Source organism: Enterobacter cloacae complex sp. IR5402, assembly GCF_049238125.1.
Classification (GTDB): Bacteria; Pseudomonadota; Gammaproteobacteria; order Enterobacterales; family Enterobacteriaceae; genus Enterobacter; species Enterobacter hormaechei_C.
On the sequence record NZ_JBMKHO010000002.1, the window covers coordinates 418,602 to 442,981 of the forward strand.

At 55.7% G+C, this 24,380-nt stretch carries 20 protein-coding genes; 17 read left to right on the forward strand and 3 right to left on the reverse strand.

Features of this window, described 5'->3' with window-relative positions; translation table 11 throughout:
* Window positions 1-16: 16 nt before the first annotated feature.
* The gene (yegD, locus tag ACOTXL_RS05200; protein ID WP_045350255.1) at window positions 17-1,369 is read right to left on the reverse strand and encodes a molecular chaperone; all 1,353 of its coding nucleotides are present in this window, start codon (window positions 1,367-1,369) and stop codon (window positions 17-19) included.
* Between the two features lie 130 nt (window positions 1,370-1,499).
* Between yegD and alkA the strand changes: the two genes are divergently transcribed.
* The gene (alkA, locus tag ACOTXL_RS05205) at window positions 1,500-2,372 is read left to right on the forward strand and encodes a DNA-3-methyladenine glycosylase 2 (RefSeq protein WP_032659400.1); all 873 of its coding nucleotides are present in this window, start codon (window positions 1,500-1,502) and stop codon (window positions 2,370-2,372) included.
* On the opposite strand, the gene ACOTXL_RS05210 is transcribed toward alkA, so the two are convergent.
* Entirely contained in the window at window positions 2,337-5,666 is a 3,330-nt protein-coding gene (locus tag ACOTXL_RS05210; protein WP_032609670.1) for a diguanylate cyclase, read from the reverse strand. The genes alkA and ACOTXL_RS05210 overlap by 36 nt on opposite strands.
* A 342-nt stretch (window positions 5,667-6,008) precedes the next feature.
* On the opposite strand from ACOTXL_RS05210, the gene udk reads away from it, so the two are divergent.
* From udk to asmA, 3 genes are all read left to right on the forward strand, one after another.
* Window positions 6,009-6,650, forward strand: coding sequence for a uridine kinase (udk, locus tag ACOTXL_RS05215; RefSeq protein WP_000130320.1), 642 nt, complete (start codon window positions 6,009-6,011; stop codon window positions 6,648-6,650).
* Between the two features lie 91 nt (window positions 6,651-6,741).
* On the forward strand, window positions 6,742-7,323 hold the full coding sequence (gene dcd / locus ACOTXL_RS05220; RefSeq protein ID WP_013097886.1) for a dCTP deaminase: 582 nt from the start codon (window positions 6,742-6,744) through the stop codon (window positions 7,321-7,323).
* Window positions 7,324-7,346: 23 nt separating this feature from the next.
* Entirely contained in the window at window positions 7,347-9,197 is a 1,851-nt protein-coding gene (asmA, locus tag ACOTXL_RS05225; protein WP_045350257.1) for an outer membrane assembly protein AsmA, read from the forward strand.
* Between the two features lie 113 nt (window positions 9,198-9,310).
* Here the strand turns inward: asmA and ACOTXL_RS05230 are convergent, their stop codons facing one another.
* Complete coding sequence (locus tag ACOTXL_RS05230) at window positions 9,311-10,894, reverse strand: TerC family protein (protein ID WP_023314474.1); 1,584 nt, start codon at window positions 10,892-10,894, stop codon at window positions 9,311-9,313.
* Window positions 10,895-11,587: 693 nt separating this feature from the next.
* On the opposite strand from ACOTXL_RS05230, the gene ACOTXL_RS05235 reads away from it, so the two are divergent.
* The 13 genes from ACOTXL_RS05235 (at window position 11,588) to wcaI (ending at window position 24,377) form a co-directional block, all read left to right on the forward strand.
* Complete coding sequence (locus tag ACOTXL_RS05235) at window positions 11,588-12,724, forward strand: polysaccharide export protein (RefSeq protein ID WP_003862079.1); 1,137 nt, start codon at window positions 11,588-11,590, stop codon at window positions 12,722-12,724.
* A gap of 6 nt (window positions 12,725-12,730) precedes the next feature.
* Window positions 12,731-13,174, forward strand: a complete 444-nt coding sequence (gene wzb / locus ACOTXL_RS05240; protein ID WP_003862078.1) for a low molecular weight protein-tyrosine-phosphatase Wzb — start codon at window positions 12,731-12,733, stop codon at window positions 13,172-13,174.
* 2 nt (window positions 13,175-13,176) lie between these two features.
* Complete coding sequence (wzc, locus tag ACOTXL_RS05245) at window positions 13,177-15,339, forward strand: tyrosine-protein kinase Wzc (protein WP_015572374.1); 2,163 nt, start codon at window positions 13,177-13,179, stop codon at window positions 15,337-15,339.
* Window positions 15,340-15,490: 151 nt separating this feature from the next.
* Window positions 15,491-16,333 carry a colanic acid biosynthesis glycosyltransferase WcaA gene (wcaA, locus tag ACOTXL_RS05250; RefSeq protein ID WP_017693085.1) on the forward strand — a complete coding sequence of 281 codons (843 nt, stop codon included), beginning with the start codon at window positions 15,491-15,493 and terminating at the stop codon, window positions 16,331-16,333.
* Window positions 16,333-16,824 (forward strand): colanic acid biosynthesis acetyltransferase WcaB, encoded by a 492-nt coding sequence (wcaB, locus tag ACOTXL_RS05255; protein ID WP_023314473.1) that lies wholly within the window; start codon window positions 16,333-16,335, stop codon window positions 16,822-16,824. The genes wcaA and wcaB overlap by 1 nt, the downstream gene beginning before the upstream one ends.
* The gene (gene wcaC / locus ACOTXL_RS05260) at window positions 16,821-18,038 is read left to right on the forward strand and encodes a colanic acid biosynthesis glycosyltransferase WcaC (RefSeq protein ID WP_045350258.1); all 1,218 of its coding nucleotides are present in this window, start codon (window positions 16,821-16,823) and stop codon (window positions 18,036-18,038) included. Before wcaB ends, wcaC begins: the two co-directional genes overlap by 4 nt.
* Complete coding sequence (gene wcaD, locus ACOTXL_RS05265; RefSeq protein WP_045350260.1) at window positions 18,013-19,233, forward strand: colanic acid polymerase WcaD; 1,221 nt, start codon at window positions 18,013-18,015, stop codon at window positions 19,231-19,233. The genes wcaC and wcaD overlap by 26 nt, the downstream gene beginning before the upstream one ends.
* Window positions 19,234-19,249: 16 nt before the next feature.
* Complete coding sequence (wcaE, locus tag ACOTXL_RS05270) at window positions 19,250-19,996, forward strand: colanic acid biosynthesis glycosyltransferase WcaE (RefSeq protein ID WP_003863510.1); 747 nt, start codon at window positions 19,250-19,252, stop codon at window positions 19,994-19,996.
* Between the two features lie 16 nt (window positions 19,997-20,012).
* Entirely contained in the window at window positions 20,013-20,561 is a 549-nt protein-coding gene (wcaF, locus tag ACOTXL_RS05275) for a colanic acid biosynthesis acetyltransferase WcaF (RefSeq protein ID WP_003863512.1), read from the forward strand.
* A 24-nt stretch (window positions 20,562-20,585) separates the two neighbouring features.
* The gene (gene gmd, locus ACOTXL_RS05280) at window positions 20,586-21,707 is read left to right on the forward strand and encodes a GDP-mannose 4,6-dehydratase (RefSeq protein WP_003863514.1); all 1,122 of its coding nucleotides are present in this window, start codon (window positions 20,586-20,588) and stop codon (window positions 21,705-21,707) included.
* Between the two features lie 2 nt (window positions 21,708-21,709).
* The gene (fcl, locus tag ACOTXL_RS05285; RefSeq protein WP_003863516.1) at window positions 21,710-22,675 is read left to right on the forward strand and encodes a GDP-L-fucose synthase; all 966 of its coding nucleotides are present in this window, start codon (window positions 21,710-21,712) and stop codon (window positions 22,673-22,675) included.
* A gap of 2 nt (window positions 22,676-22,677) precedes the next feature.
* Window positions 22,678-23,157, forward strand: coding sequence for a GDP-mannose mannosyl hydrolase (locus ACOTXL_RS05290; RefSeq protein WP_057979975.1), 480 nt, complete (start codon window positions 22,678-22,680; stop codon window positions 23,155-23,157).
* Complete coding sequence (gene wcaI / locus ACOTXL_RS05295) at window positions 23,154-24,377, forward strand: colanic acid biosynthesis fucosyltransferase WcaI (protein ID WP_022651482.1); 1,224 nt, start codon at window positions 23,154-23,156, stop codon at window positions 24,375-24,377. The genes ACOTXL_RS05290 and wcaI overlap by 4 nt, the downstream gene beginning before the upstream one ends.
* The last annotated feature ends 3 nt before the right edge of the window (window positions 24,378-24,380 follow it).

Sequence of the window (24,380 nt, forward strand, 5' to 3'; positions counted from 1 at the left end):
ACCCGGCACAACTCCATTAGCTAAACACCACCTGCGCCCAGCGCGCCAGCCCTGCTGTAACGGAGCCAAAGTCATCGCCGCCGGCAATCGGGATCCCCGGCAGCTGTTCCGCCAGCGCTTTCTTGATCAGCGGCGAACGGGCGCTACCGCCGGTCAGGTAAATCACGTCCGGCTTCACTTTGCCATTCTCAAGCGCCAGCTGCACCTGCTCCAGAATACGCTGAAGCGGCTGAGTCAGCGCCATTTCCAGCCCTTCCTGGGTGATAGCCGTAGCCAGATCGTCACTGATAAACGGCAGCGAAACCGCATGCTCAGGACGATCAGAAAGGGCGATTTTGCTCTCTTCGGCGGTGCGCACCACGCGGTAGCTCAGGCGCTGACGCCACACCTTATACAGCAGCGCGACCTTCTCTGCATCCTGTGCATCACGCACCAGATCGTTGAGGAAACGGCCATTCGCGATGCTGTAAAAATCACTCTGGGCAGGGACGTCGTTGATGGCAATCGCGTTCCACCACGGCAGGATCGGCAGGGCGATGCCTTTCTCGGTTTGACCGCCCATGCCGAGCAGCGGCATCAGGCTCTTGAATGCCAGGGCAATATCCAGATCGTTACCGCCCACTCGGCAGCCGCTGTGCCCCAGCAGACTGTTTTCACGATCGCGACGGTGATGCCACTTCGGACCCATCAGCAGTAATGAGCAGTCCGTCGTACCGCCGCCGATGTCCACTACCAGCACCCGTTGTTCTTCTGTCAGCGTGGCTTCAAAATCCAGCCCCGCTGCAACCGGCTCATACTGGAATACCACGTCACGGAAGCCAGCCCGGTGCGCTGCACGCTCAAGGATCCCCTGCGCCTGCTGGTTGGCTTCGTCGCCGCCCAGCCCCTGGAAGTTGATCGGACGGCCAATCACCGCCTGGGTGATGGCATCCGGCACCTGGGACTGCGCCTGATTACGGATGTGCAGCATCATCGCGCAGACCAGATCTTCAAACATCGCCACTTGCTGTGGCTTCAGGCCGCTGGCGCCGAGGAAGGATTTCGGCGATTTAACGAAGTAGACCTCTTCCGGATCTTCAATGTACTGCCCGAGGGAAGAGAGGCCGAACTGCACGCTGGAAGGGGTAACGTCGATATCTTCCTCGCGGTTAAAGCTGACCGCACGGCGCAGCAGCGCCTGGGTTTCCGCTGCGGTAGCAGGAACCTGATGATGGCGGAACAGCCACTCGCTCACCGCTTCACGCGTCGGCGCACAGAGCATTGACGGCAACAGCGTACTGCCGTTTTCCATTTTCAGGAGCTGCGGTTGTCCGTTTTGCATTATCGCAACCGAGCAGTTTGCGGTGCCGTAGTCGAATCCAATAAACACAATAAATCCCCATGCCGGTGAGAAGGGGCGAGACTTTAGCGAAATGTCTGCCAGGCGACAACAGGAATATGAAAGCAAGGCGCAACGCGATCTTTCGGTTTATGCTGAGGTAAATACAAAAGGAGAGACAATGTACACCCTGAACTGGCAACCGCCTTACGACTGGTCGTGGATGTTTGGCTTTCTTGCCGCGCGTGCGGTCACGGGGGTTGAGACCGTTACGAAGGATTACTACGAGCGCAGTTTTGGCTATGCCGGGCACAAGGGCGTTTTCCGGGTTACGCCAGACAGCGCAACCCATACGCTTGCGGTGTCGCTTAGCCCTGGCCTGATCCCGGTGGCGGATATCTGCCTGGACCGCATCGCCCGCCTTTTTGACCTCGATTGCGACCCGCAGCACATTGCACAGACCCTCGGCGATCTCGGCGCGGCGCGGCCGGGGTTACGTTTGCCCGGCGCAATGGATGCTTACGAGCAGGGCGTGCGCGCCATTCTTGGACAACTGGTAAGCGTGGCGATGGCGGCTAAACTGGCGTCACGGGTGGTGGCGCTGTGCGGTGAACCCATCCAGGACGCGTCGGGCTACCTCTGCTTTCCTCCGCCAGAGGTACTGGCCGCGGTGGATCCGCTGGCGTTGAAAGCCCTCGGGATGCCGCTCAAGCGTGCGGAGTCGTTGATTCATCTGGCGCAGTCGGTGGTGGACGGTGAATTCCCGCTGTTCCCGCCCGCGAACGTTGAGGACGGGATGAAGGCGCTACAGCAGCGCCCCGGCATCGGGCGCTGGACCGCGAATTATCTGGCCCTGCGCGGCTGGCAGGCGAAGGATGTTTTCCTGCCGGATGATTATCTGATTAAACAGCGCTTTGCCGGTATGACGCCCGCGCAGATCCGTCGCTACGCCGAGCGCTGGCAGCCGTGGCGCTCGTATGCGCTGTTACATATTTGGTACACCGACGGCTGGTCGCCGTCAGTTGATGGCGAAATAGCTGGTATTCAGCAGTAGATCGAGCGGCTGCGCTTCCCCTATGGTGTCGCCGTAGATAAAGTCAACGCCGATGCCCGACAGCGTATTCATCATGATCGACTGATGGCATGGCCCGGCAATGGTTTTTATGCCCAGACGCTGGGCATGGCCCTGAATGATGGTCACCATCATCTCGTCCATCAGATTGCCGTGGACGTTGGTCACCACGTCTGCATCCAGCAGCAGATAATCAGCGGTGTTGGCGCTGAGCTGGCTGAAGACGTTCATATCGCGTCCAACCCGCGTCAGCACCACGCGACAGCCAGCCTGACGAAGCTTTTGCAGACCCTGCTGCACGTTTTCATCCGTATTGCTCAGCACATCAGCGGCAATCGCCAGATGCAGCAGCCGCGCCGGCAGCGGACCTTTGGTAATGAGGTCGAGCAGCTCATCCACCAGCGTGACGCTGGCTAAACCCGCTTCTGAGAGCGGCAGCGCGACGCCCATTCCTTTGGCCGCCACCTGTGCGGCATAGGTACGGAAGAATTCGCTGAAGATACGTCGGTCCAGGGCGTGCAGCAGCTCCGGCTCCGCCAGCCCGGCGCGGAAGGCATGCTCTTCCAGCACTTCCCCCTGGCTGGTCCACAGCCGCAAGGAAATCAGCCAGAAGCTACTGCTCTCGGGAATGCGCGGCGAGGCGACGCTGCGGGCGATCATCAGCAGATGGTTATCTTTAATCATGTGCCACTGCTCATCCAGCGACATCATGCTGCGCGTGCTGTGGATCCTCTCCTGCTGGGGTTCGTAGACGGTGACCACGCCGCGCCCGCTGTTTTTCGAGGCGTAGCAGGCGATATCGGCCTGAGACATCACTTCCGCAGCCTGATAATTGGTGTCGTCAATCAGCGTAATCCCCGCACTGGCACCAATGCGGTGCAGGCGTCCTTCCCAGGAAAAATGATAGTTGTTGATGGCGTCGATCAACCGGCCCGCAATGTAGCGTGCGCTTTCGACGTTGCAGTCCGGCAGCAGCAGACCAAACTCGTCGCCGCCCAGACGCGCCAGCACGTCGCTGGAGCGCAGCATGGTCAGCATCAGCGAAGAGAGTTCGCGCAGGAGAGCGTCGCCCGCCGCGTGGCCTGCCGTATCGTTCACCGCCTTAAAACGGTCAAGATCGATAAAGACCAGCGCGTGATGCTGATGGGTCTCCTGTACTGTCTGCAACAGACGCTTCAGATGGTTTTCAAAGCTGACGCGGTTCGCCAGGTGGGTCAGGGCGTCATGTGAGGCGCTGTAACTCAGCTGGCGCAGCATTTTGCGCGACTCGGTCACGTCCTGAATCACCAGCACCGAGCCGATGGTGTTACCTTCCAGAGTGCTGAGGGGGGTAATGCTGTAATGAATGTCGAAACTGCCGCCATTGCGGCAGTTAAGCACCACGTCCTGTTCGATATCAGTACGGGACATATCGCCGCTGTGGATGTTTTCCATTAACGGACCGTTCTCGCCGAAGGTAATGTGCAGCACCTTCAGAACGGGCTGACCCAGCGCTTCGCTTTGCGACCAGCCGCTCATCTTCTCGGCGACCGGGTTCATAAAGGTGATGTTCATGTCGATATCGGTGCACAGCACCGCTTCGCCGATGGAGTCGAGGGTGATATGCAGGCGCTCTTTTTCCTGGAACAGCGCCTCGTTCAGCTGCTTCACCTCGGTCATATCCATGTTGATCCCTAATAGCCGCTCCACTTCGCCCTGTTTGTTCAGTACCCGGTTCGCCAGCGAACGAATGTGGCGGATGCCATCCTTGACGCGAATGCGAAATTCCAGCTTGAAAGGCACCCTGGCCTGAAGGGATTCTCGCAGCACCTGTTCGGCGTGGGGGCGATCTTCAGGCACCATGGCCGCATGCCAGAGCTGCCAGGTGGGTTTAATGTGCGGGGGGATCTCGTACAGTTCAAACATCCGCTTATCCCAGCTGATCACGTCCGGCTCGAGATCCCACTCCCATATCCCGATGCCACCGGCTTCGTTCGCGAGGGTGATACGCTCCATCAGACGCTTATTGACCCACTCGGTCTGTTTCAGGTCGTTGATATCTTCAATCTGGGCAATAAAGTAAAGCGGGGTGCCGTCGGCATGGCGCACAACGGAGACGGCCAGCAGCGCCCACACCACCTCGCCGCTGCGAGTGTAGTAGCGTTTTTCGAGGCTGTAGCTATTGATCTCCCCGTTAATCAGCTGTCCCAACTGCTCCAGGTCGGTATTTAAATCTTCTGGCCAGGTTAACTGCTGAAACGTGAGCGACTGGAGTTCAGACTGGCTGTAACCGAGGAAATTGCACAGCGCCTTGTTGGCCTGGAGCCACTGGCCCTCAATGCCCACCAGCGCCATACCAATCGCGGAATATTCCATCGCATTACGAAAACGTTCTTCGCTTTCCGTAATATGTTTACGCTCGGCCCGGAAGGCATACATCACCATCGTCATAATATTGGCGGGGAGCAGCATCATCAGGAAGGGGAGCCACGGCGCGTTGAAGGTGACGATCATGGAGGAGGGCGTCATGGAGAGCGGATTTCGCGCCATCATCAGGGACACCATCATGATGGTGAATAAAAATATCAGGAACGCTTCCATACGCGGCAGACGTACCGCGCTCCACATCAGCAGAACGATGATGCAGGTGAATGGCCACGGCAGCCAGGTGATTGCCGTCCAGCAAAGAACCAGCGTAACGACCAGGGTCACCAGCGTTTCCAGCAGCAGTTTCGGATTGCGGTGGCGCAGCAGGTAATGCGGTTTAAACAGCAGACCTAAAGGCACCAGCGCCAGCGCGCCAATGGCCTCTGAAAGTACCCAGACAAGGAAATTACGCAGCGGCTCCGCGCTCGGCACCAGAAAATGAACCAGAACGCCCCCCACCAGCGGCGGCACAAGGGCACTGCCGAGGGCAAGCCGGACCCAGTCGTTGAGGTTTTGCAGCGGATTATACCAGGGGAGCAGTTTACGCAGTAACAGCGCGCCAACCGTGGCCTCAATGATATTGATCGCCGTGTAGGTGATGTTGAGCGATTCCCATGAGAAGAGCATCCACGAGGCAAAGATATTGCCAAAAGAGCAGGCGAGGGCAATGCCGGGCCACATTTTTCCCGCGTGGCGGTAAAACGCTACCATCATTATTGAAGTCGGGAACCACAATGGCGCCAGCAGCGTACCGAAGCGAGTCAGCTCGAGGGAAAATAAGGTGAAGATGAACGTGACCAGACCCAGACAGACAAGCCGCAGTAAAGGATGTGGGGTAGTAACCAAAACCCGCTGGTATTGTTTATTCATTACCGCTCTATCCAGGGACGCCATGTTGTCAGGAGCCAGGTCCGGACGCGTGAAATTAATAATTTGGTTTATGCTAGTACAAACATTTTACAATTCATATGCCGAGTGCTCAGATTTTGACTTCATAGACTTATAAAATAGTTACTCTGCGAAGAATGGTGATGAAATGGTGAAAATCCGCGCGTAAAAATTTCGCTAAAGGCGTGAAACGGCGCTTTTCAGCCCGCCTCGCATAACCTGCGCATTCGACTGGTATCACGCCCCCGAAATCCCTATAATTGCCGCGTTTGACGCTCCGGCGTCGTCCTTCCTTACATCCAGGTTAATCAGGTCGCTAAATTTATGACTGATAAGTCTCATCAGTGCGTCATCATAGGCATCGCCGGCGCATCGGCTTCAGGTAAAAGTCTTATTGCCAGTACGCTTTATCGCGAACTACGTGAACAAGTGGGTGATGAGCATATCGGTGTTATTCCCGAAGATAGCTATTACAAAGATCAATCCCATCTTTCGATGGAAGAGCGTGTAAAAACCAACTACGACCACCCCAGTGCGATGGATCACAGCCTGCTGTTCCAGCATCTGGAAGCGCTAAAGCGCGGCGAGGCAATTGAGCTGCCCGTCTACAGCTACGTGGAACATACCCGCACCCAGGAAACGATCCGTATCGAGCCCAAGAAGGTGATTATCCTTGAAGGGATTTTGCTGCTCACCGACGCCCGTCTGCGCGAATCAATGAACTTCTCGATTTTCGTCGACACTCCTCTGGATATCTGCCTGATGCGGCGTATCAAACGCGACGTTAATGAACGTGGCCGCTCCATGGACTCGGTGATGGCGCAATATCAGAAAACCGTTCGCCCGATGTTCCTGCAATTTATTGAGCCTTCGAAACAATACGCCGATATTATCGTGCCTCGTGGCGGTAAAAACCGTATTGCCATTGATATCTTAAAAGCGAAAATCAGTCAGTTTTTTGAATAAGCCGTGTGAATTGTGTACCGTTCAGAGATAACCTGGTTTTGCCCTGACGCCGTAAGGCTTCAGGGCGCGATGCACGAAAGGAGAAAGTGCCATGCGTCTTTGTGACCGCGATATAGAAGCCTGGCTGGATGAAGGCCGCCTGTCTATCACCCCGCGTCCGCCGGTTGAGCGTATTAACGGCGTGACCGTCGATGTGCGTCTGGGGAATAAATTCCGCACCTTCAGCGGCCACACGGCACCGTTTATCGACCTCAGCGGGCCGAAAGACGAAGTCAGCGCGGCGCTGGATCGCGTCATGAGCGACGAAATCGTCATCGACGAAGGAGAGGCGTTTTATCTCCATCCTGGCGAACTGGCGCTGGCGGTGACCTTTGAATCGGTCACGCTGCCTGCGGATCTGGTCGGCTGGCTTGACGGACGCTCTTCCCTGGCGCGTCTGGGCCTGATGGTGCACGTCACCGCGCACCGTATCGATCCGGGCTGGTCGGGCCGTATCGTGCTGGAGTTCTTTAACGCCGGTAAACTGCCGCTGGCGCTTCGTCCGGGAATGATGATTGGTGCGTTGAGCTTCGAACCGCTGACCGGCCCGGCAGACCGTCCTTATAACCGCCGTCAGGACGCAAAATATCGCGACCAGCAGGGTGCGGTTGCCAGTCGTATCGATAAAGACTGATCTGTGAGTTCACTGAGGAAGCCATGAGAAGAGTTCTGACAACGCTGATGATTTTGCTGGTGGTGCTGGTGGCTGGCCTTTCAGCGTTGGTGCTGCTGGTTAACCCGAATGACTTCCGGGCCTACATGGTGCGGCAGGTGGAAGCGCGCAGCGGGTATGAACTCAAGCTGGACGGGCCCCTGCGCTGGCACGTTTGGCCGCAGCTCAGCATTCTCTCCGGACGTATGTCGCTCACCGCGCCGGGCGCCGCGCAGCCGCTGGTGACGGCGGATAACATGCGTCTTGATGTTGCGCTCATCCCGCTCTTATCCCATCAGCTCCAGGTTGAACAGGTGATGCTGAAAGGGGCGGTGATTCAGCTTACGCCGCAAACCGAAGCCGTTCGTCAGGCGGATGCGCCGGTCGCACCGCGTGAAAACACCTTGCCTGACGTCCCCTCTGATACCGGCTGGTCGTTCGATATTGGTAATCTGAAAGTTGCTGACAGCGTGCTGGTTTTCCAGCATGAGGATGACGAACAGATCACCGTACGCAATATCAATCTCAGGATGGAGCAGGACGCCAATCATCACGCCACCATGGAGTTCTCCGGGCGGATCAACCGCAATCAGCGCGATCTCAACCTGTCGATGAACGCAAACGTGAACGCTTCTGACTATCCGCACCAGCTGACGGCGGACGTTCAGCAGCTCAACTGGCAGCTGACCGGCGCGGATTTACCCGCGAAGGGGATTGCTGGCCAGGGCACGATGCAGGCGTTGTGGCATGAAGAGCGCAAACAGCTCGAACTGAACGCGCTCAACCTTCAGGCCAACGACAGTTCCCTGAAGGGGCAGGCGAGCGTCACGCTTGATGAGAAACCTAAGTGGGTGCTGGATCTGCAATTCGACAAGCTGAATCTCGAGAACCTGCTTCCGCTCCAACCGGTGAACGCGACCGATGAGGGAGCCACGCAGGTAGGGCAAAGCCAGGCCACGCAGTCGCGTCCGGTGATCTCCTCAAATCTCGATCTGCCTGACTACAACGGCCTGCGCGGATTTACCGCCGACATTCTGCTGAAAGCGAACAGCGTGCGCTGGCGTGGAATTGATTTTACCGACGTCAGCAGCCAGATGTTCAACCACAACGGCCTGCTGGTCATCTCCGAGCTCAGCGGAAAAATGGGAGCAGGGAACCTCTCGCTGCCGGGCACGCTGGATGTACGCAAAGACGTTGCCAGCGCCGCGTTCCAGCCGCGTCTGGAAAACGTTGAAATTGGCACCATCCTGAAAGCCTTTAATTACCCAATTGCCCTCACGGGGCAGCTGTCGCTGGCAGGGGATTTCTCTGGCACGAAGATTGATGCGGATGCCTTCCGTCGTAGCTGGCAGGGGCAGGCGCACGTTGAGCTGAAAGATACGCGCATGGAAGGGCTGAACTTCCAGCAGCTGGTGCAGCAGGCGGTAGAGCGCAGCAGCAGCGTGAAAGCGAATGAAAACTACGACAGCGCAACCCGTCTCGACAGCTTTACCAGTGAGCTTGCCCTCGACAACGGTCAGCTCTCGCTTGACGACATGCAGGGCACTTCGTCACTGCTGGCGCTGACCGGAACCGGCGCGCTGGATCTGGTGAAAGAGACGGCAGACACCCGCTTCAACGTCCGCGTGAAGGCTGGCTGGGAAGGCGAAGGCCAGCTTGTAGAGTTCCTGAAAGAGACGCCGATACCGCTGCGCGTTTATGGAAAATGGCAGGCGCTGAATTACAGTTTGCAGGTCGATCAGATCCTGCGTAAGCACCTTCAGGATGAAGCGAAACGTCGGCTGAATGACTGGGCGGACCGCAATAAAGAGTCTCAGTCAGGTAAGGACGTGAAAAAACTGCTCGATAAGCTGTGATGCCTGTTGTGCCGGGTGGCATGTACGGCCTGATGCCCTCACCCCGGCCCTCTCCGACGGGGAGAGGGAGCAAACACTAAAAACGGCAACGAGGTTGCCGTTTTGCTTTTTACCTACACCTCAAAATCCATCTCATCTTCACCGCGCAGCGGTATCAGCTGCACCTTCTGCACGCGATGGCTCTCAACCTGCAAGGTTTTGAGCATGTAATCCCCCACCTGGACCTCTTCCCCCGGCTGCGGAATACGTTGCAGATTTTCCATCAGCAAACCGGCGATGGTGTGATATTCGCGCTTCTCGTCCAGCGGAAGCGGAACGAACTGCACCAGATCTTCGAGCGGCATGTGGCCGTTGGCGGTCCAGCTGCCGTCGGCGTTTTTCTGAATATCGTGGCGCGCATCGATCTCATCCACCTCATTAGGCAGATTACCGGCGATGGTTTCCATCACGTCGCTGAGCGTCACCAGCCCTTCCACAGAACCAAACTCATCAACGACAAACGCGAAGTGGGTGCGCGCGTTGCGGAACTGCTCCAGCGCGGAGAGCAGCGGCAGCGCTTCCGGGAAGACCAGCGGCTGGCGCACCAGCGCGCGCAGGTTGAGCGGCTCGCCGTGAAGCTGCTGTTGCAGCAGGTCAATCACGTGTACCACGCCCAGCAGCTCTTCTTCCTCTTCACCGCCGGTCACGACCACGCGGGTGTGCTGGTTTTTATCCAGCAGGGCACGGATCTGCTCTTCCGGCGCCGTCAGGTCAATATGCTCAATGTCATGGCGGGAGGTCATGATACTGCTCACTGTGCGCTGGTTGAGGTTAAGCACGCGCTCTATCATCCGGCGTTCCTGCGGGTTGAAGATCTGCCCGTCGCTGTGGTCGGCAAGCATCGCCGCGGATTCAGCATCCAGCTCGGCATCCTCTTTTTTGCCGCTCAGCAGGCGCATCACCGTATCTGCGGTGCGCTGACGTAATGTCTGGTTCGCGGAGAGAAAACGGCGACGGTTGAAAATGGCCAGTTGGTTGAGAAATTCAATCAGCACCGAGAAACCAATGGCGGCGTACAGATACCCTTTCGGGATATGGAAGCCAAAACCATCCGCTACCAGGCTAAAGCCAATCATCAGCAGGAAGCTCAGACAGAGGATGACGATAGTCGGGTGACTGTTCACGAAGCGCGTCAGGGCTTTACTGGCGAGCACCATCAGGGTGATGGCGATGATCACGGCGGCCATCATCACCGCCAGATGGTCAACCATCCCGACGGCCGTGATCACGGAGTCGAGAGAAAAGACGGCATCCAGCACCACTATCTGTGCGACCACCGGCCAGAATTTAGCGCCGCGTCGCTGGGTGGGGTTTTCACTGTCTTTTCCTTCCAGCCGCTCATTAAGCTCAACCGTGGCTTTGAACAGCAGGAACAATCCGCCGAAAAGCATGATCAGGTCGCGGGCGCTAAAGCTCAGACCCTGCACGCTGAATAAGGGTTTGGTCAGCGTCACCAGCCACGAGATTGAGGCCAGTAACAGCAGACGCATCACCATGGCGAGCAGAAGACCCGTCACGCGGGCGCGGTCGCGTTGTGAAGGGGGTAATTTATCGGCAAGGATGGCGATAAACACCAGGTTATCAATGCCGAGCACTAATTCGATGACGACCAGCGTCACCAGCCCGGCCCAGATTGATGGATCGGCAATCCATTCCATAGTAAATGCAATACCTTCTGTTATATGACTAATGTCACACTTCGATCATGGATAAAGCCGACGGAAATTGCAATGCCGGGGTGAGATTTCTCTTAATGCTACACTCAGGTAAACCCCATTTGCCGGGCGGTGTAAATAAGTTAATTGCGAAGATTCAATTACAGAAGTCGTTATTTAGGAAATATCGCAATAAATGGTCCGGCGATCTATTTTGTCAATATAAAGAAAATCCGAAAACCTTAAAACTTTGCTCTTAATATTAATCTTAAAAACGAATATTAGGACGGTTGTCTCCTTGCCTGCTATTAGGTTAGCTGCAACAATTCTTCCAGCATCAAATGTTAAAACTCCTTGTTGCTATTTTTGTTTCGGTCTTTGGTGAAGGTTATACATTATCAATCGCCCCTGTGAGGCGTTTGATATATTTCGCAAAAGGCCTTATCCAAGAGGGTGTCTAACCATAACGCATTGTTTAGTCAGTGGATTGGTAACTGAAAGCCAAGGGCGGTAGCGTGCCTGAAAGCGTGTGAATCAGCCTCAATTATTCTGTCAATAGCCAATGGATGAATAAGCTTTTTTTAGGACTGATGCCAGTTATATTGCTAAATGATTAACTGCATTCTGATTGTCACCACGACCCGCGCTTATTTTAATTGCACAGGATAATTACTCTGCCAAAGTGATAAATAATCAATGATGAAATCCAAAATGAAATTGATGCCATTATTGGTGTCTGTGACCTTGATGAGTGGTTGCACGGTCTTTCCCGGCAGCAATATGTCGACAATGGGCAAGGATGTGATTAAACAGCAGGATGCTGATTTTGATCTCGACAAAATGGTGAATGTGTATCCATTAACCCCACGTCTGGTGGAACAATTACGGCCACGTCCAAATGTTGCTCAGCCAAATATGTCTCTGGACCAGGAAATTGCCTCTTACCAGTATCGCGTGGGTCCGGGTGACGTCATTAATGTGACCGTCTGGGATCACCCGGAGCTGACCACGCCTGCGGGCCAGTACCGCAGCTCAAGCGACACCGGTAACTGGGTACAGTCCGATGGCACCATGTTCTATCCCTACATTGGCAAAGTGCACGTCGCGGGTAAAACGCTTGCTGAGATCCGTAGTGATATTACCGGCCGCCTGGCGCAGTACATTGCTGACCCGCAGGTGGACGTTAATATCGCCGCGTTCCGATCCCAGAAAGCCTATATCTCTGGCCAGGTCAATAAATCCGGCCAGCAGGCCATCACTAACGTCCCGCTCACCGTTCTCGATGCGATCAATGCCGCAGGCGGCTTAACCGACGGCGCTGACTGGCGCAACGTGGTGCTAACCCACAACGGCAAAGAGCAGCGCATTTCGCTTCAGGCGCTGATGCAAAACGGTGACCTGACCCAGAACCGCCTCCTCTATCCGGGCGACATTCTGTACGTGCCGCGCAATGACGATCTGAAAGTGTTCGTGATGGGTGAAGTGAAGAAACAGAGCACCCTCAAGATGGACTTCAGCGGTATGACCCTGACCGAAGCGCTGGGCAATGCGGAAGGCATCGATCTGACTGCCTCCAACGCGAGCGGTATCTTCGTGATCCGTCCTATCAAAGGCGAGAACGCGAAGGGCAAGATTGCCAACATCTACCAGCTGGATATGTCCGACGCGACGTCGCTGGTCATGGCAACGTCGTTCCGTCTCCAGCCGTACGATGTGGTCTATGTCACCACCGCGCCGGTTGCCCGCTGGAACCGTCTGATCAACCAGTTGCTGCCTACCATCAGTGGCGTTCGCTACATGACGGATACGGCGAGCGACGTTCATAACTGGTAAGCCGCGATGTTTAACAAAATTCTGGTGGTGTGCGTGGGGAACATTTGCCGTTCCCCCACGGCTGAAAGGCTGTTGAAAAATTACCAGCCTGCGTTAACGGTCGACTCCGCAGGGCTGGGCGCGCTGGTCGGAAAAGGTGCCGACGAACGTGCCGCAAGCGTTGCCCTTGAGCATAACCTCTCACTCGACGGGCACGTTGCCCGTCAGGTCTCTGGCAGGATGTGCCGGGAATATGACCTGATCCTCGCGATGGAAAAACGCCACATTCACGCGCTGTGCGATATCGCACCGGAGATGCGCGGCAAGGTGATGCTGTTTGGTCACTGGGATGGTGAGCGCGAAATTCCCGATCCGTATCGCAAGAGCCGCGAGGCCTTTGAGGCGGTATACACCTTACTAGACCAGTCTGCCCGTCAGTGGGCGCAGGCACTGAAAGCTCAGCAGGGATAACAATGACAGAAAAAACAAGACCTTCTGCCGCCCCGACGTCGGGCAGTGATGAAATCGATATCGGTCGCCTGGTCGGGACCGTTATTGAAGCGAAATGGTGGGTGCTGGGTATTACCGCCATCTTTGCCGTGGCGGCGATCGTTTATACGCTGTTCGCGACGCCTATTTACAGCGCCGACGCGCTGGTGCAGATCGAACAAAATACCGGTAATTCGCTGGTTCAGGATATCGGTTCGGCGCTGGCCAACAAGCCGCCGGCATCGGAAGCCGAAATTCAGCTGATCCAGTCGCGCCTGGTACTGGGCAAAACGGTTCACGACCTGGGGCTGGATATCGCGGTCACCAAAAACACCTTCCCGGTGTTTGGCGCAGGCTGGGATCGCCTGATGGGGCGCAGTAACGATACGGTAAAAGTGACCGACTTTGTGATCCCAAAAGGGGCAGGGGACCAAACCTTTACCCTGACCGTGCTGGGACCAAAACAGTATCAGCTGACCAGCGACGCGGGCTTCAGCGCGCGCGGCGAGGTGGGACAGATGCTGACTAAAGAGGGCGTCAGCATCAAGGTCAGCGCAATTCAGGCGCATGAGGGCGGGGAGTTTACGGTCACCAAATTCTCGACGCTCGGGATGATCAACAACCTGCAAAACAACCTGACCGTCACCGAAAACGGCAAGGATACCGGCGTCCTGAGCATGACCTTCACCGGTGAAGACAAGGATCAAATCCGCGACATCCTTAATAGCATCACCCGCAACTATCTTGAGCAGAACGTTGAGCGCAAGTCAGCGGAAGCCGCAAAAAGCCTGGCGTTTCTCAGTAAACAGCTGCCGGAGGTGCGCGCCCGTCTGGATGACGCTGAGAACAAGCTGAACGCGTACCGTCAGGACAAGGATTCCGTCGATCTGCCGCTGGAGGCGAAATCGGTTCTCGACTCCATGGTGAATATTGATGCGCAGCTGAACGAGCTGACCTTCAAAGAGGCGGAGATTTCCAAGCTCTATACCAAACGTCACCCGGCGTACCGCACGCTGCTGGAGAAACGTCGTACCCTGGAAGAAGAGAAGGCGAAGCTGAATGACCGCGTGACCGCGATGCCGAAGACGCAGCAGGAAATTGTACGCCTGACGCGTGATGTGGAATCCGGCCAGCAGGTTTACATGCAGCTGCTGAACAAACAGCAGGAGCTGAAAATCACCGAAGCCAGCACCGTCGGCGACGTGCGTATCGTTGACCCGGCGATTACCCAGCCGGGCGTGCTGAAGCCGAAGAAGGCGCTGATTATCCTCGGCAGCATTATTCTCGGCCTGATGCTTTCCATTGTCGGCGTGCTGCTGCGCTCGCTGTTCAACCGCGGTATCGAAAGCCCGCAGGTGCTGGAAGAGAACGGGATCAGCGTGTACGCCAGCATCCCGCTCTCCGAGTGGCAGAAGTCCCGTGACAGCGTCAAAACCGTTAAGGGCGTCAAGCGTTACAAACAGAGCCAGCTGCTGGCCGTGGGTAACCCGACTGACCTGGCGATTGAAGCGGTGCGCAGCCTGCGTACCAGCCTCCACTTCGCCATGATGCAGGCCAAAAACAACGTCCTGATGATGACCGGCGTTAGCCCATCAATCGGTAAAACCTTCGTCTGCGCCAACCTGGCGGCGGTGGTGAGCCAGACCAACAAGCGCGTGCTGTTGATCGACTGCGATATGCGTAAGGGCTACACCCATGAGCTGCTGGGGACCAACAACGTTAACGGTCTGTCGGAAATCCTGCTCGGTAAAGGGGAAATCAGCGAGAGCGCCAAGCCGACGTCGATTCCGAAATTTGACCTGATCCCGCGTGGCCAGGTGCCGCCGAACCCGTCTGAACTGCTGATGAGCGAGCGCTTTACGCAGCTGATTGAGTGGGCGAGCAAAAACTATGACCTGGTGCTGATCGATACCCCACCAATTCTGGCGGTCACCGACGCTGCCGTGGTAGGGCGTCATGCGGGCACCACGCTGATGGTCGCACGCTATGCGGTGAACACCCTGAAGGAAGTTGAAACCAGCCTGAGCCGCTTTGAGCAGAACGGTATTGAGGTGAAGGGGGTCATTCTGAACTCCATCTTCCGCCGCGCGACCGGGTATCAGGATTACGGCTATTACGAGTACGAATACAAGTCTGACAGTAAATAACAAAATGCACCCCACACCCCTCACCCTAACCCTCTCCCCAAAGGGGAGAGGGGACTGTTCGGTGCTGGATTTGGGGGACGAACGTAATGATAACCACTGGATGCCTTTCACCCTCTCCCCTATGGGGAGAGGGCCGGGGTGAGGGGAAAATATGACCACACAACGCCCTTTGATTTCTATCTATATGCCGACATGGAATCGTCAGCAGCTGGCGATCCGCGCGATTAAATCGGTCCTGCGTCAGGATTACGATAACTGGGAACTGATTATCGTGGATGACTGTTCCTCCTCTTACGAACAACTGCAAAAGTTTGTAGAAGACCTGAACGACCCACGCGTGATGTACACGCACAACGCTATCAACTCCGGGGCGTGTGCGGTGCGCAACCAGGCGATTATGCAGGCGAAAGGGCAGTATCTGACCGGTATCGACGACGATGACGAATGGACGCCAAACCGTCTGTCGATCTTCCTGTCGCACAAAGCGCAGCTGGTGACCCACGCGTTTCTGTATGCCAATGACTATGTCTGCCAGGGCGAGGTCTATTCGCAGCCGGCCAGCCTGCCGCTGTATCCGAAATCACCGTATTCCCGACGCCTGTTCTACAAGCGCAACATTATCGGCAATCAGGTGTTTACCTGGGCATGGCGCTTTAAGGAGTGCCTGTTCGATACCGAGCTGAAGGCCGCGCAGGATTACGACATTTTCCTGCGGATGGTGGTGGAGTACGGCGAGCCGTGGAAGGTGGAAGAGGCCACGCAGATCCTGCACATCAATCACGGGGAGATGCAAATCACCTCGTCGCCGAAGAAATTCTCGGGCTACTTCCATTTTTACCGCAAGCACAAGGACAAGTTTGACCGTGCCAGCCGGAAGTATCAGCTCTTCACCCTGTATCAGATCCGTAACAAGCGCATGAACTGGCGCACGTTGCTGACGTTGCTGTCGGTACGTAACGGCAAGCGTCTGGCTGACGGGCTTCGGGGGAAATAATGTTTCTGGAAGATTGTCGCGCTAACAGCTGGAGCCTGCGCCCGTGCTGCATGGTTCTGGCCTACCGTTTTGCGCACTTTTGCTCGGTGTGGCGCAAAAAAAATGTGCTGAACAATATCTGGGCCGCGCCAGTGCTGGTGCTGTACCGCATCATCACCGAATGCTTTTTTGGCTATGAAATTCAGGCCGCTGCCACCATTGGCCGCCGCTTTACCATTCATCACGGTTATGCGGTGGTCATCAACAAGTTCGTCGTCGCGGGTGATGATTTCACCATTCGCCACGGGGTGACGATCGGCAACCGCGGGCCGGACAGCCTGGCCTGCCCGGTCATCGGCAATAACGTCGAGCTGGGCGCCAACGTGGTGATGATCGGGGACATTACCGTGGGTAATAACGTGACGATTGGCGCAGGCAGCGTGGTGCTGGACAGCATTCCGGACAACGCGCTGGTGGTGGGCGAGAAAGCCCGCGTGAAGGTGATAAAATGAACATTCTGCAATTTAACGTACGCCTCGCAGAGGGCGGGGCGGCAGGCGTAGCGCTGGATCTGCACCAGCGCGCGCTGCAAAAAGGATTACAGTCGCGCTTCGTTTACGGTTACGGCAAAGGTGGCAAGAAAAGCGTCAGCCATGATAACTATCCGCAGGTGCTGAAGCAGACGCCACGTCTGACCTCCATCGCCAATATCGCGCTGTTCCGCCTGTTCAACCGCGACCTGTTCGGCAACCTGAATAATCTCTACCGCACCGTCACCCGCACTCGCGGCCCGGTTGTGCTGCACTTTCACGTGTTGCACAGCTACTGGCTGAATCTGGAAGAGGTGGTGGCGTTTTGTGGCAAGGTGAAGGCGCATAAGCCGGATACCCGATTCGTCTGGACGCTGCACGACCACTGGAGCGTGACCGGACGCTGCGCCTTTACCGACGGCTGCGAAGGCTGGAAAGATAACTGCCAGAAATGCCCTACGCTCAGCAACTACCCGCCGGTGAAGGTCGATCGCGCGCATCAGCTGGTTGAGGGTAAGCGTCAGCTGTTCCGCGATATGCTCTCGCTCGGCTGCACCTTCATCTCTCCAAGCCAGCACGTGGCGGATGCTTTTAATAGCCTGTACGGAGCAGGGCGCTGCCAGATCATCAACAACGGTATTGATGTGGCGACGGAAACGATCCTGGCCGAACTGACGCCCGTAGCCGTTACCGCCGGTAAGCCGAAAATTGCGGTCGTCGCCCATGACCTGCGTTACGACGGCAAAACCAACCAGCAGCTGGTGCGCGACATTATGGCGCTCGGCGACAAGATTGAGCTGCATACCTTTGGCAAATTCTCCCCGTTTGAAGGCGCTAACGTGGTGAACCACGGGTTTGAAACCGACAAACGCAAACTGATGAGCGCGCTGAACGGTATGGACGCGCTGGTGTTCAGCTCCCGCGTGGACAACTACCCGCTGATCCTGTGCGAAGCGCTCTCCATCGGCGTGCCGGTGATTGCCACCCACAGCGACGCCGCGCGGGAAGTGCTGGAGAAATCGGGCGGTAAAACCTTCAGTGAAAACGAGGTGCTGCCGCTGGTGCAGTTGTCGAAGGCCGATATCGCGCAGGCTGTTTTTGGCACTGACCTGGAATCGTTCCGCAACCGCAGCCGTAAAGCGTACAGTGGACAACAGATGCTGGAGGAGTATGTCTCGTTCTATCAGAATCTGTAGTTATCTGCTGCTGCCGCTGATCTACCTGCTGGTCAACGTTAAGATTGCCCAGCTCGGTGAAAGCTTCCCGATCACTATCGTCACCTTCCTGCCGGTTCTGCTGTTGCTTTACGTTGACAAGCTTAACCTCAAAAAGCTGATGATTGCGCTGGGCATCGGGTTTGGTCTGACGGCGTTTAACTACATCTTTGGTCAGTCGCTGGACGCCAGCAAATATGTCACCTCCACCATGCTGTTTGTTTATATCGTTATCATTATTGGCATGGTGTGGAGTATTCGCTTTAAAACTATTTCTCCGCACAATTATAGGAAAATCCTCAGGTTCTTTTATATTGTCGTCGGGCTGATTGTTGTGCTTGCGGCAATGGAGATGGCGCAAATTATTCTCACAGGCGGAAGCAGCCTGATGGAAATAATTTCGAAATATCTTATATACAGTAACAGCTATGTACTGAACTTCATTAAGTTTGGTGGCAAGCGTACAACCGCGCTCTATTTTGAACCGGCGTTTTTTGCTCTGGCATTAATCTCAATTTGGCTCAGCATCAAACAGTTCGGTATCAAAACCCCCAAGACCGATGCTATGATTCTTGCAGGAATCGTTCTGTCAGGGTCGTTCTCCGGGGTAATGACGTTTATTCTGTTTTACCTGCTGGAGTGGGCGTTCCAGTACCTGAACAAAGAGGCGATTAAGAAAAAACTGCCGCTGGCGATAATCTCTCTGACGGTATTTTTAGTGGGCGTGATATTTGCGTTTCCGTACATTTCTGAGCGTCTGGGTGATTTGGGAACGGAAGGGTCATCGTCCTATTATCGCATCATTGGTCCACTGGTGATGGTGGGTTATTCCTTAACCCATATAGATGGCGTAGTAAGATTCGGCTCACTTTATGAATATGTTGCATCATTCGGAATCTTTAACGGTGCGGATGTCGGTAAAACCATAGACAATGGTCTGTATCTGTTAATTATCTATTTTTCCTGGTTCGCCGTACTGTTGACACTGTGGTATCTGTTTAAAGTTTTCAAAATGATGATTAACGCGTTTGGTGATAACCAGAACTTTCGCGTGCAACTTTATCTGTTCACACCGGTGTCGTTGTTTTTTACCGGGTCAATATTTAGCCCGGAATATGCATTCTTAATTGTATGTCCGTTTATTTTGCGCAAGGCGCTGAATATTACGAGCATATGACGAAATGAGGTGATTTATGTTTCTTAGCGTCATTACTGTCGCCTTTCGTAACTACGAAGGGGTGGTAAAAACCTGGCGCTCGCTGCGCAACCTGGCGCGCGATCCGAGCCTCACGTTTGAGTGGATCGTGGTCGATGGCGGCTCGAACGACGGCACGGCGGAGTTCCTGGAAAAACTCAACGGTGAGTTTAACTTACGTTACATCAGCGAGAAAGATAAAGGCATTTACGATGCCATGAATAAAGGCATCAACATGGCGCAGGGGCGTTACGCCATCTTCCTCAATTCCGGCGATGTGTTCCATGAAGATGTGGCGCTGTTTGCCCGTCAGCTGGCGCGCCAGAAAGAAGATGCCATGTTTATCGGTGATGCGCTGCTTGATTTCGGCGAGGGGAAAAAAGTGCTGCGCGGTGCGAAACCAGGCTGGTATATCTACCACAGCCTCCCGGCCAGCCATCAGGCTATTTTCTTCCCAATGAGCGGTCTGAAAAAACAGCCTTACGATTTGCGCTATAAAGTGTCATCAGATTATGCCCTGGCCGCCAGCCTTTACAAATCTGGCTACCCGTTCCGTCGAATTAAAGGACTGGTATCTGAATTTTCAATGGGCGGCGTGTCAACCTCGAATAATCTGGAACTGTGCCAGGATGCGAAAAACGTGCAGCGTAAAATATTACGCGTGCCGGGGTTCTGGGCGGAATTATCTTATTTCTTACGTCTGAAAACGACGGGTAAAGCGAAAGCCTTATATAACAAAGCCTGAGATATAAGGAAACGTAATGCAGGAATTAAATGGATTCTCCGTACCGAAAGGTTTTCGGGGCGGGAGCGGTATTAAAGTTCAACTGTGGTGGGCTGTACAGGCAACGTTATTTGCCTGGTCGCCGCAAATACTGTACCGCTGGCGCGCATTTTTACTGCGTCTGTTCGGCGCAAAAATAGGAAAAAACGTAGTCATTCGACCTTCGGTGAAAATTACTTATCCCTGGAAATTAACGCTTGGGGATTACGCCTGGGTTGGGGATGACGCGGTGTTATATACCCTTGGTGAGATTACGATTGGCGCAAATTCGGTGGTTTCACAGAAGTGTTATTTGTGCACCGGCAGCCACGATTTTATGAGCCCGCATTTTGATATTACCGCTTCGCCTGTTGTGATCGGTGAAAAATGCTGGCTGGCAACAGACGTCTTTGTTGCACCCGGTGTTTCTGTTGGCGATGGCACGGTAGTCGGTGCCCGCAGCAGCGTTTTTAAATCGCTTCCGGCAAATAAAATTTGCCGTGGCAACCCCGCAGTGGTGATACGCGAACGCGTTGAAACTGATTAAATTCATAAGTAGAGGAATATAAACATGTCTAAAGTCGCTCTCATCACCGGCGTTACCGGGCAGGATGGTTCTTACCTGGCAGAGTTACTGCTGGAAAAAGGGTATGAAGTTCACGGTATTAAGCGTCGTGCCTCTTCATTTAATACCGAGCGTGTCGATCATATTTACCAGGATCCTCACGCGGCGAACCCGAAATTCCACCTGCATTACGGCGACCTGACCGATACCTCCAACCTGACCCGTATCCTGCAAGAAGTACAGCCGGATGAAGTGTACAACCTGGGGGCGATGAGCCACGTTGCGGTTTCCTTCGAGTCCCCGGAGTACACCGCTGACGTGGACGCCATGGGTACGCTGCGTCTGCTGGAAGCGATTCGCTTCCTGGGTCTTGAGAAGAAAACCCGCTTCTACCAGGCATCTACCTCTGAGCTGTACGGTCTGGTGCAGGAAATTCCACAGAAAGAGACCACGCCGTTCTACCCGCGTTCTCCGTACGCTGTGGCGAAACTGTACGCCTACTGGATCACCGTGAACTACCGTGAATCCTACGGCATGTACGCCTGTAACGGCATTCTGTTCAACCACGAATCTCCGCGTCGCGGCGAAACCTTCGTGACCCGCAAAATCACCCGCGCGATCGCTAACATCGCTCAGGGCCTGGAGTCTTGCCTGCACCTCGGCAACATGGATTCCCTGCGTGACTGGGGCCATGCGAAAGACTACGTGAAAATGCAGTGGATGATGTTGCAGCAGGAGCAGCCAGAAGACTTCGTGATTGCGACCGGCGTCCAGTACTCCGTACGTCAGTTCGTTGAGATGGCTGCGGCACAGCTGGGCATCAAGCTGCGCTTCGAAGGCACCGGCGTGGAAGAGAAGGGTATCGTTGTTTCCGTGACCGGCCATGACGCACCGGGCGTGAAGCCAGGCGACGTGATTGTCCAGGTTGATCCGCGTTACTTCCGTCCTGCTGAAGTGGAAACCCTGCTGGGCGACCCAACCAAAGCGCACGAGAAACTGGGCTGGAAACCAGAAACCACCCTGCAAGAAATGGTATCCGAGATGGTGGCCAAAGATCTTGAAGCAGCGAAAAAACACTCCCTGCTCAAATCCCATGGCTACGAGGTTGCCATCGCGCTGGAGTCCTGAGAATGACAAAACAACGTATTTTTGTCGCCGGTCATCGCGGAATGGTGGGTTCCGCGATTGTTCGCCAGCTGGAACAGCGCGGTGACGTGGAGGTGATTGTTCGCACCCGCGACGAGCTGAACCTGCTTGACAGCAAAGCGGTGCAGGACTTCTTCGCCAGTGAACGTATCGACCAGGTGTATCTGGCGGCGGCGAAGGTGGGCGGCATTATCGCTAACAATACCTACCCGGCGGATTTCATCTACGAGAACATGATGATTGAGAGCAACATCATTCACGCGGCGCATCTGCACAACGTGAACAAGCTGCTGTTCCTCGGCTCATCTTGTATCTACCCGAAAATGGCGAAGCAGCCGATCGCCGAGAGCGAACTGTTGCAGGGCACGCTTGAAGCCACCAACGAGCCGTATGCGATTGCCAAAATTGCCGGGATCAAGCTGTGTGAATCCTACAACCGTCAGTATAACCGCGACTATCGCTCGGTGATGCCGACCAACCTGTACGGACCGCACGACAACTTCCACCCGAGCAATTCCCACGTGATCCCGGCGCTGCTGCGTCGTTTCCACGAGGCGACTGCCGAAAACGCCCCGGACGTGGTCGTGTGGGGCAGCGGTACGCCAATGCGCGAGTTCCTGCACGTGGACGATATGGCGGCGGCCAGCATTCACGTCATGGAGCTGGATCGCGAAGTGTGGCAGGAAAACACCGAGCCGATGCTGTCGCACATTAACGTCGGGACCGGCGTGGACTGCACCATTCGCGAGCTGGCGCAGACCATCGCGCAGGTGGTGGGCTACAAAGGACGCGTGGTGTTTGACGCCACCAAACCGGACGGCACGCCGCGCAAGCTGCTGGACGTGACCCGTCTGCATCAGCTGGGCTGGTATCACGAGGTCTCACTGGAGCAGGGGCTGGCCAGCACCTACCAGTGGTTCCTGGAAAACCAGCACCGCTTCCGGGGGTAATGATGTTTTTAAGTCAGGAAGATTTTGCCACGGTAGTGCGTTCCACTCCGCTGATCTCAATTGATTTGATCGTGGAGAACGAACGCGGCGAGTTCTTGCTGGGGAAACGAACCAATCGTCCTGCACAGGGCTTCTGGTTCGTGCCCGGCGGGCGCGTGCAGAAGGATGAGACGCTGGCAGATGCCTTCGAGCGTCTCACTCTGGCGGAACTGGGCCTGCAACTGCCGATGGCAGCGGGCCAGTTTTACGGGGTCTGGCAGCACTTCTATGACGATAACTTTTCAGGCACCGGGTTCACCACGCACTACGTCGTGCTGGGGTTCCGCCTGAAGGTGAGTGAGGCAGACCTGCGTCTGCCTGATTCTCAGCATGACGATTACCGCTGGTTAACGCCAGAGGCGCTGCTGGCAAGCGACAACGTCCATGACAACAGTCGGGCGTACTTCCTTGCGGAACGTCAGGCCGAGGTGCCAGGTCTATGAAAATCCTCGTCTACGGAATTAACTACTCGCCGGAGCTTACCGGTATCGGGAAATACACCGGCGAGATGGTCGAGTGGATGGCGAGCCAGGGACATGACGTGCGGGTGATTACTGCCCCGCCGTATTACCCGGAGTGGAAGGTAGGCGAACGCTATTCCAGCTGGCGCTACCGCCGCGAAGAGGGCGCCGCGACCGTCTGGCGCTGCCCGCTCTACGTGCCGAAACAGCCCTCGACGCTGAAACGTTTAATTCATCTGGGCAGCTTTGCCCTGAGCAGTTTCTTCCCGCTGATGGCGCAGCGTCGCTGGAAGCCGGATCGCATCATCGGCGTGGTGCCGACGCTGTTCTGCACGCCAGGCATGCGCCTGCTGGGAAAACTCTCCGGCGCGCGCACCCTGCTGCACATTCAGGATTATGAAGTGGACGCCATGCTCGGGCTGGGTATGGCCGGGAAAGGCAAGGGCGGCAAGGTGGCGAAGCTCGCCAGCGCCTTTGAGCGCAGCGGCCTGCACAACGTGGATTACGTCTCGACCATCTCGCGCTCGATGATGAACAAGGCGCAGGAGAAGGGCGTCCCGGCGGAAAAAGTGATCTTCTTTCCGAACTGGTCCGAAGTGGCGCGCTTCCGCGATGTGACAGACCAGGATGCGCAGGCGTTACGCGCGCAGCTCGGTTTGCCTGCTGAGCAAAAAATCATTCTTTACTCAGGCAACATCGGCGAAAAACAGGGGCTGGAGAGCGTGATTGACGCCGCGCTTCAGCTGAGCGAACACCCGTGGATGTTCGTGATAGTCGGGCAGGGCGGTGGTAAAGCGCGGCTGGAAAAAATGGCCAGCGAGCGCGGACTGACCAACATCCGCTTCTTCCCGCTTCAGTCTTATGACGCGCTGCCCGCGCTGCTGAAAATGGCGGACTGCCATCTGGTGGTGCAAAAACGCGGCGCGGCGGATGCGGTGCTGCCGTCCAAGCTGACCAACATTCTGGCAGTGGGCGGAAACGCGGTGATTACGGCAGAAGCCGCAACAGAATTAGGCCAGCTGTGCAACAGCTACCCGGGCATTGCCGTTTGCGTAGAGCCTGAATCGGTTCCTGCGCTGGTGACCGGAATTGAGCAGGCACTCGCCATGCCAAAAGAGAACACGGTGGCACGTGAATATGCCGAACGCACGCTCGAGAAAGAGAACGTGCTGAGCCAATTTATTGCAGATATACGGGGATAAATC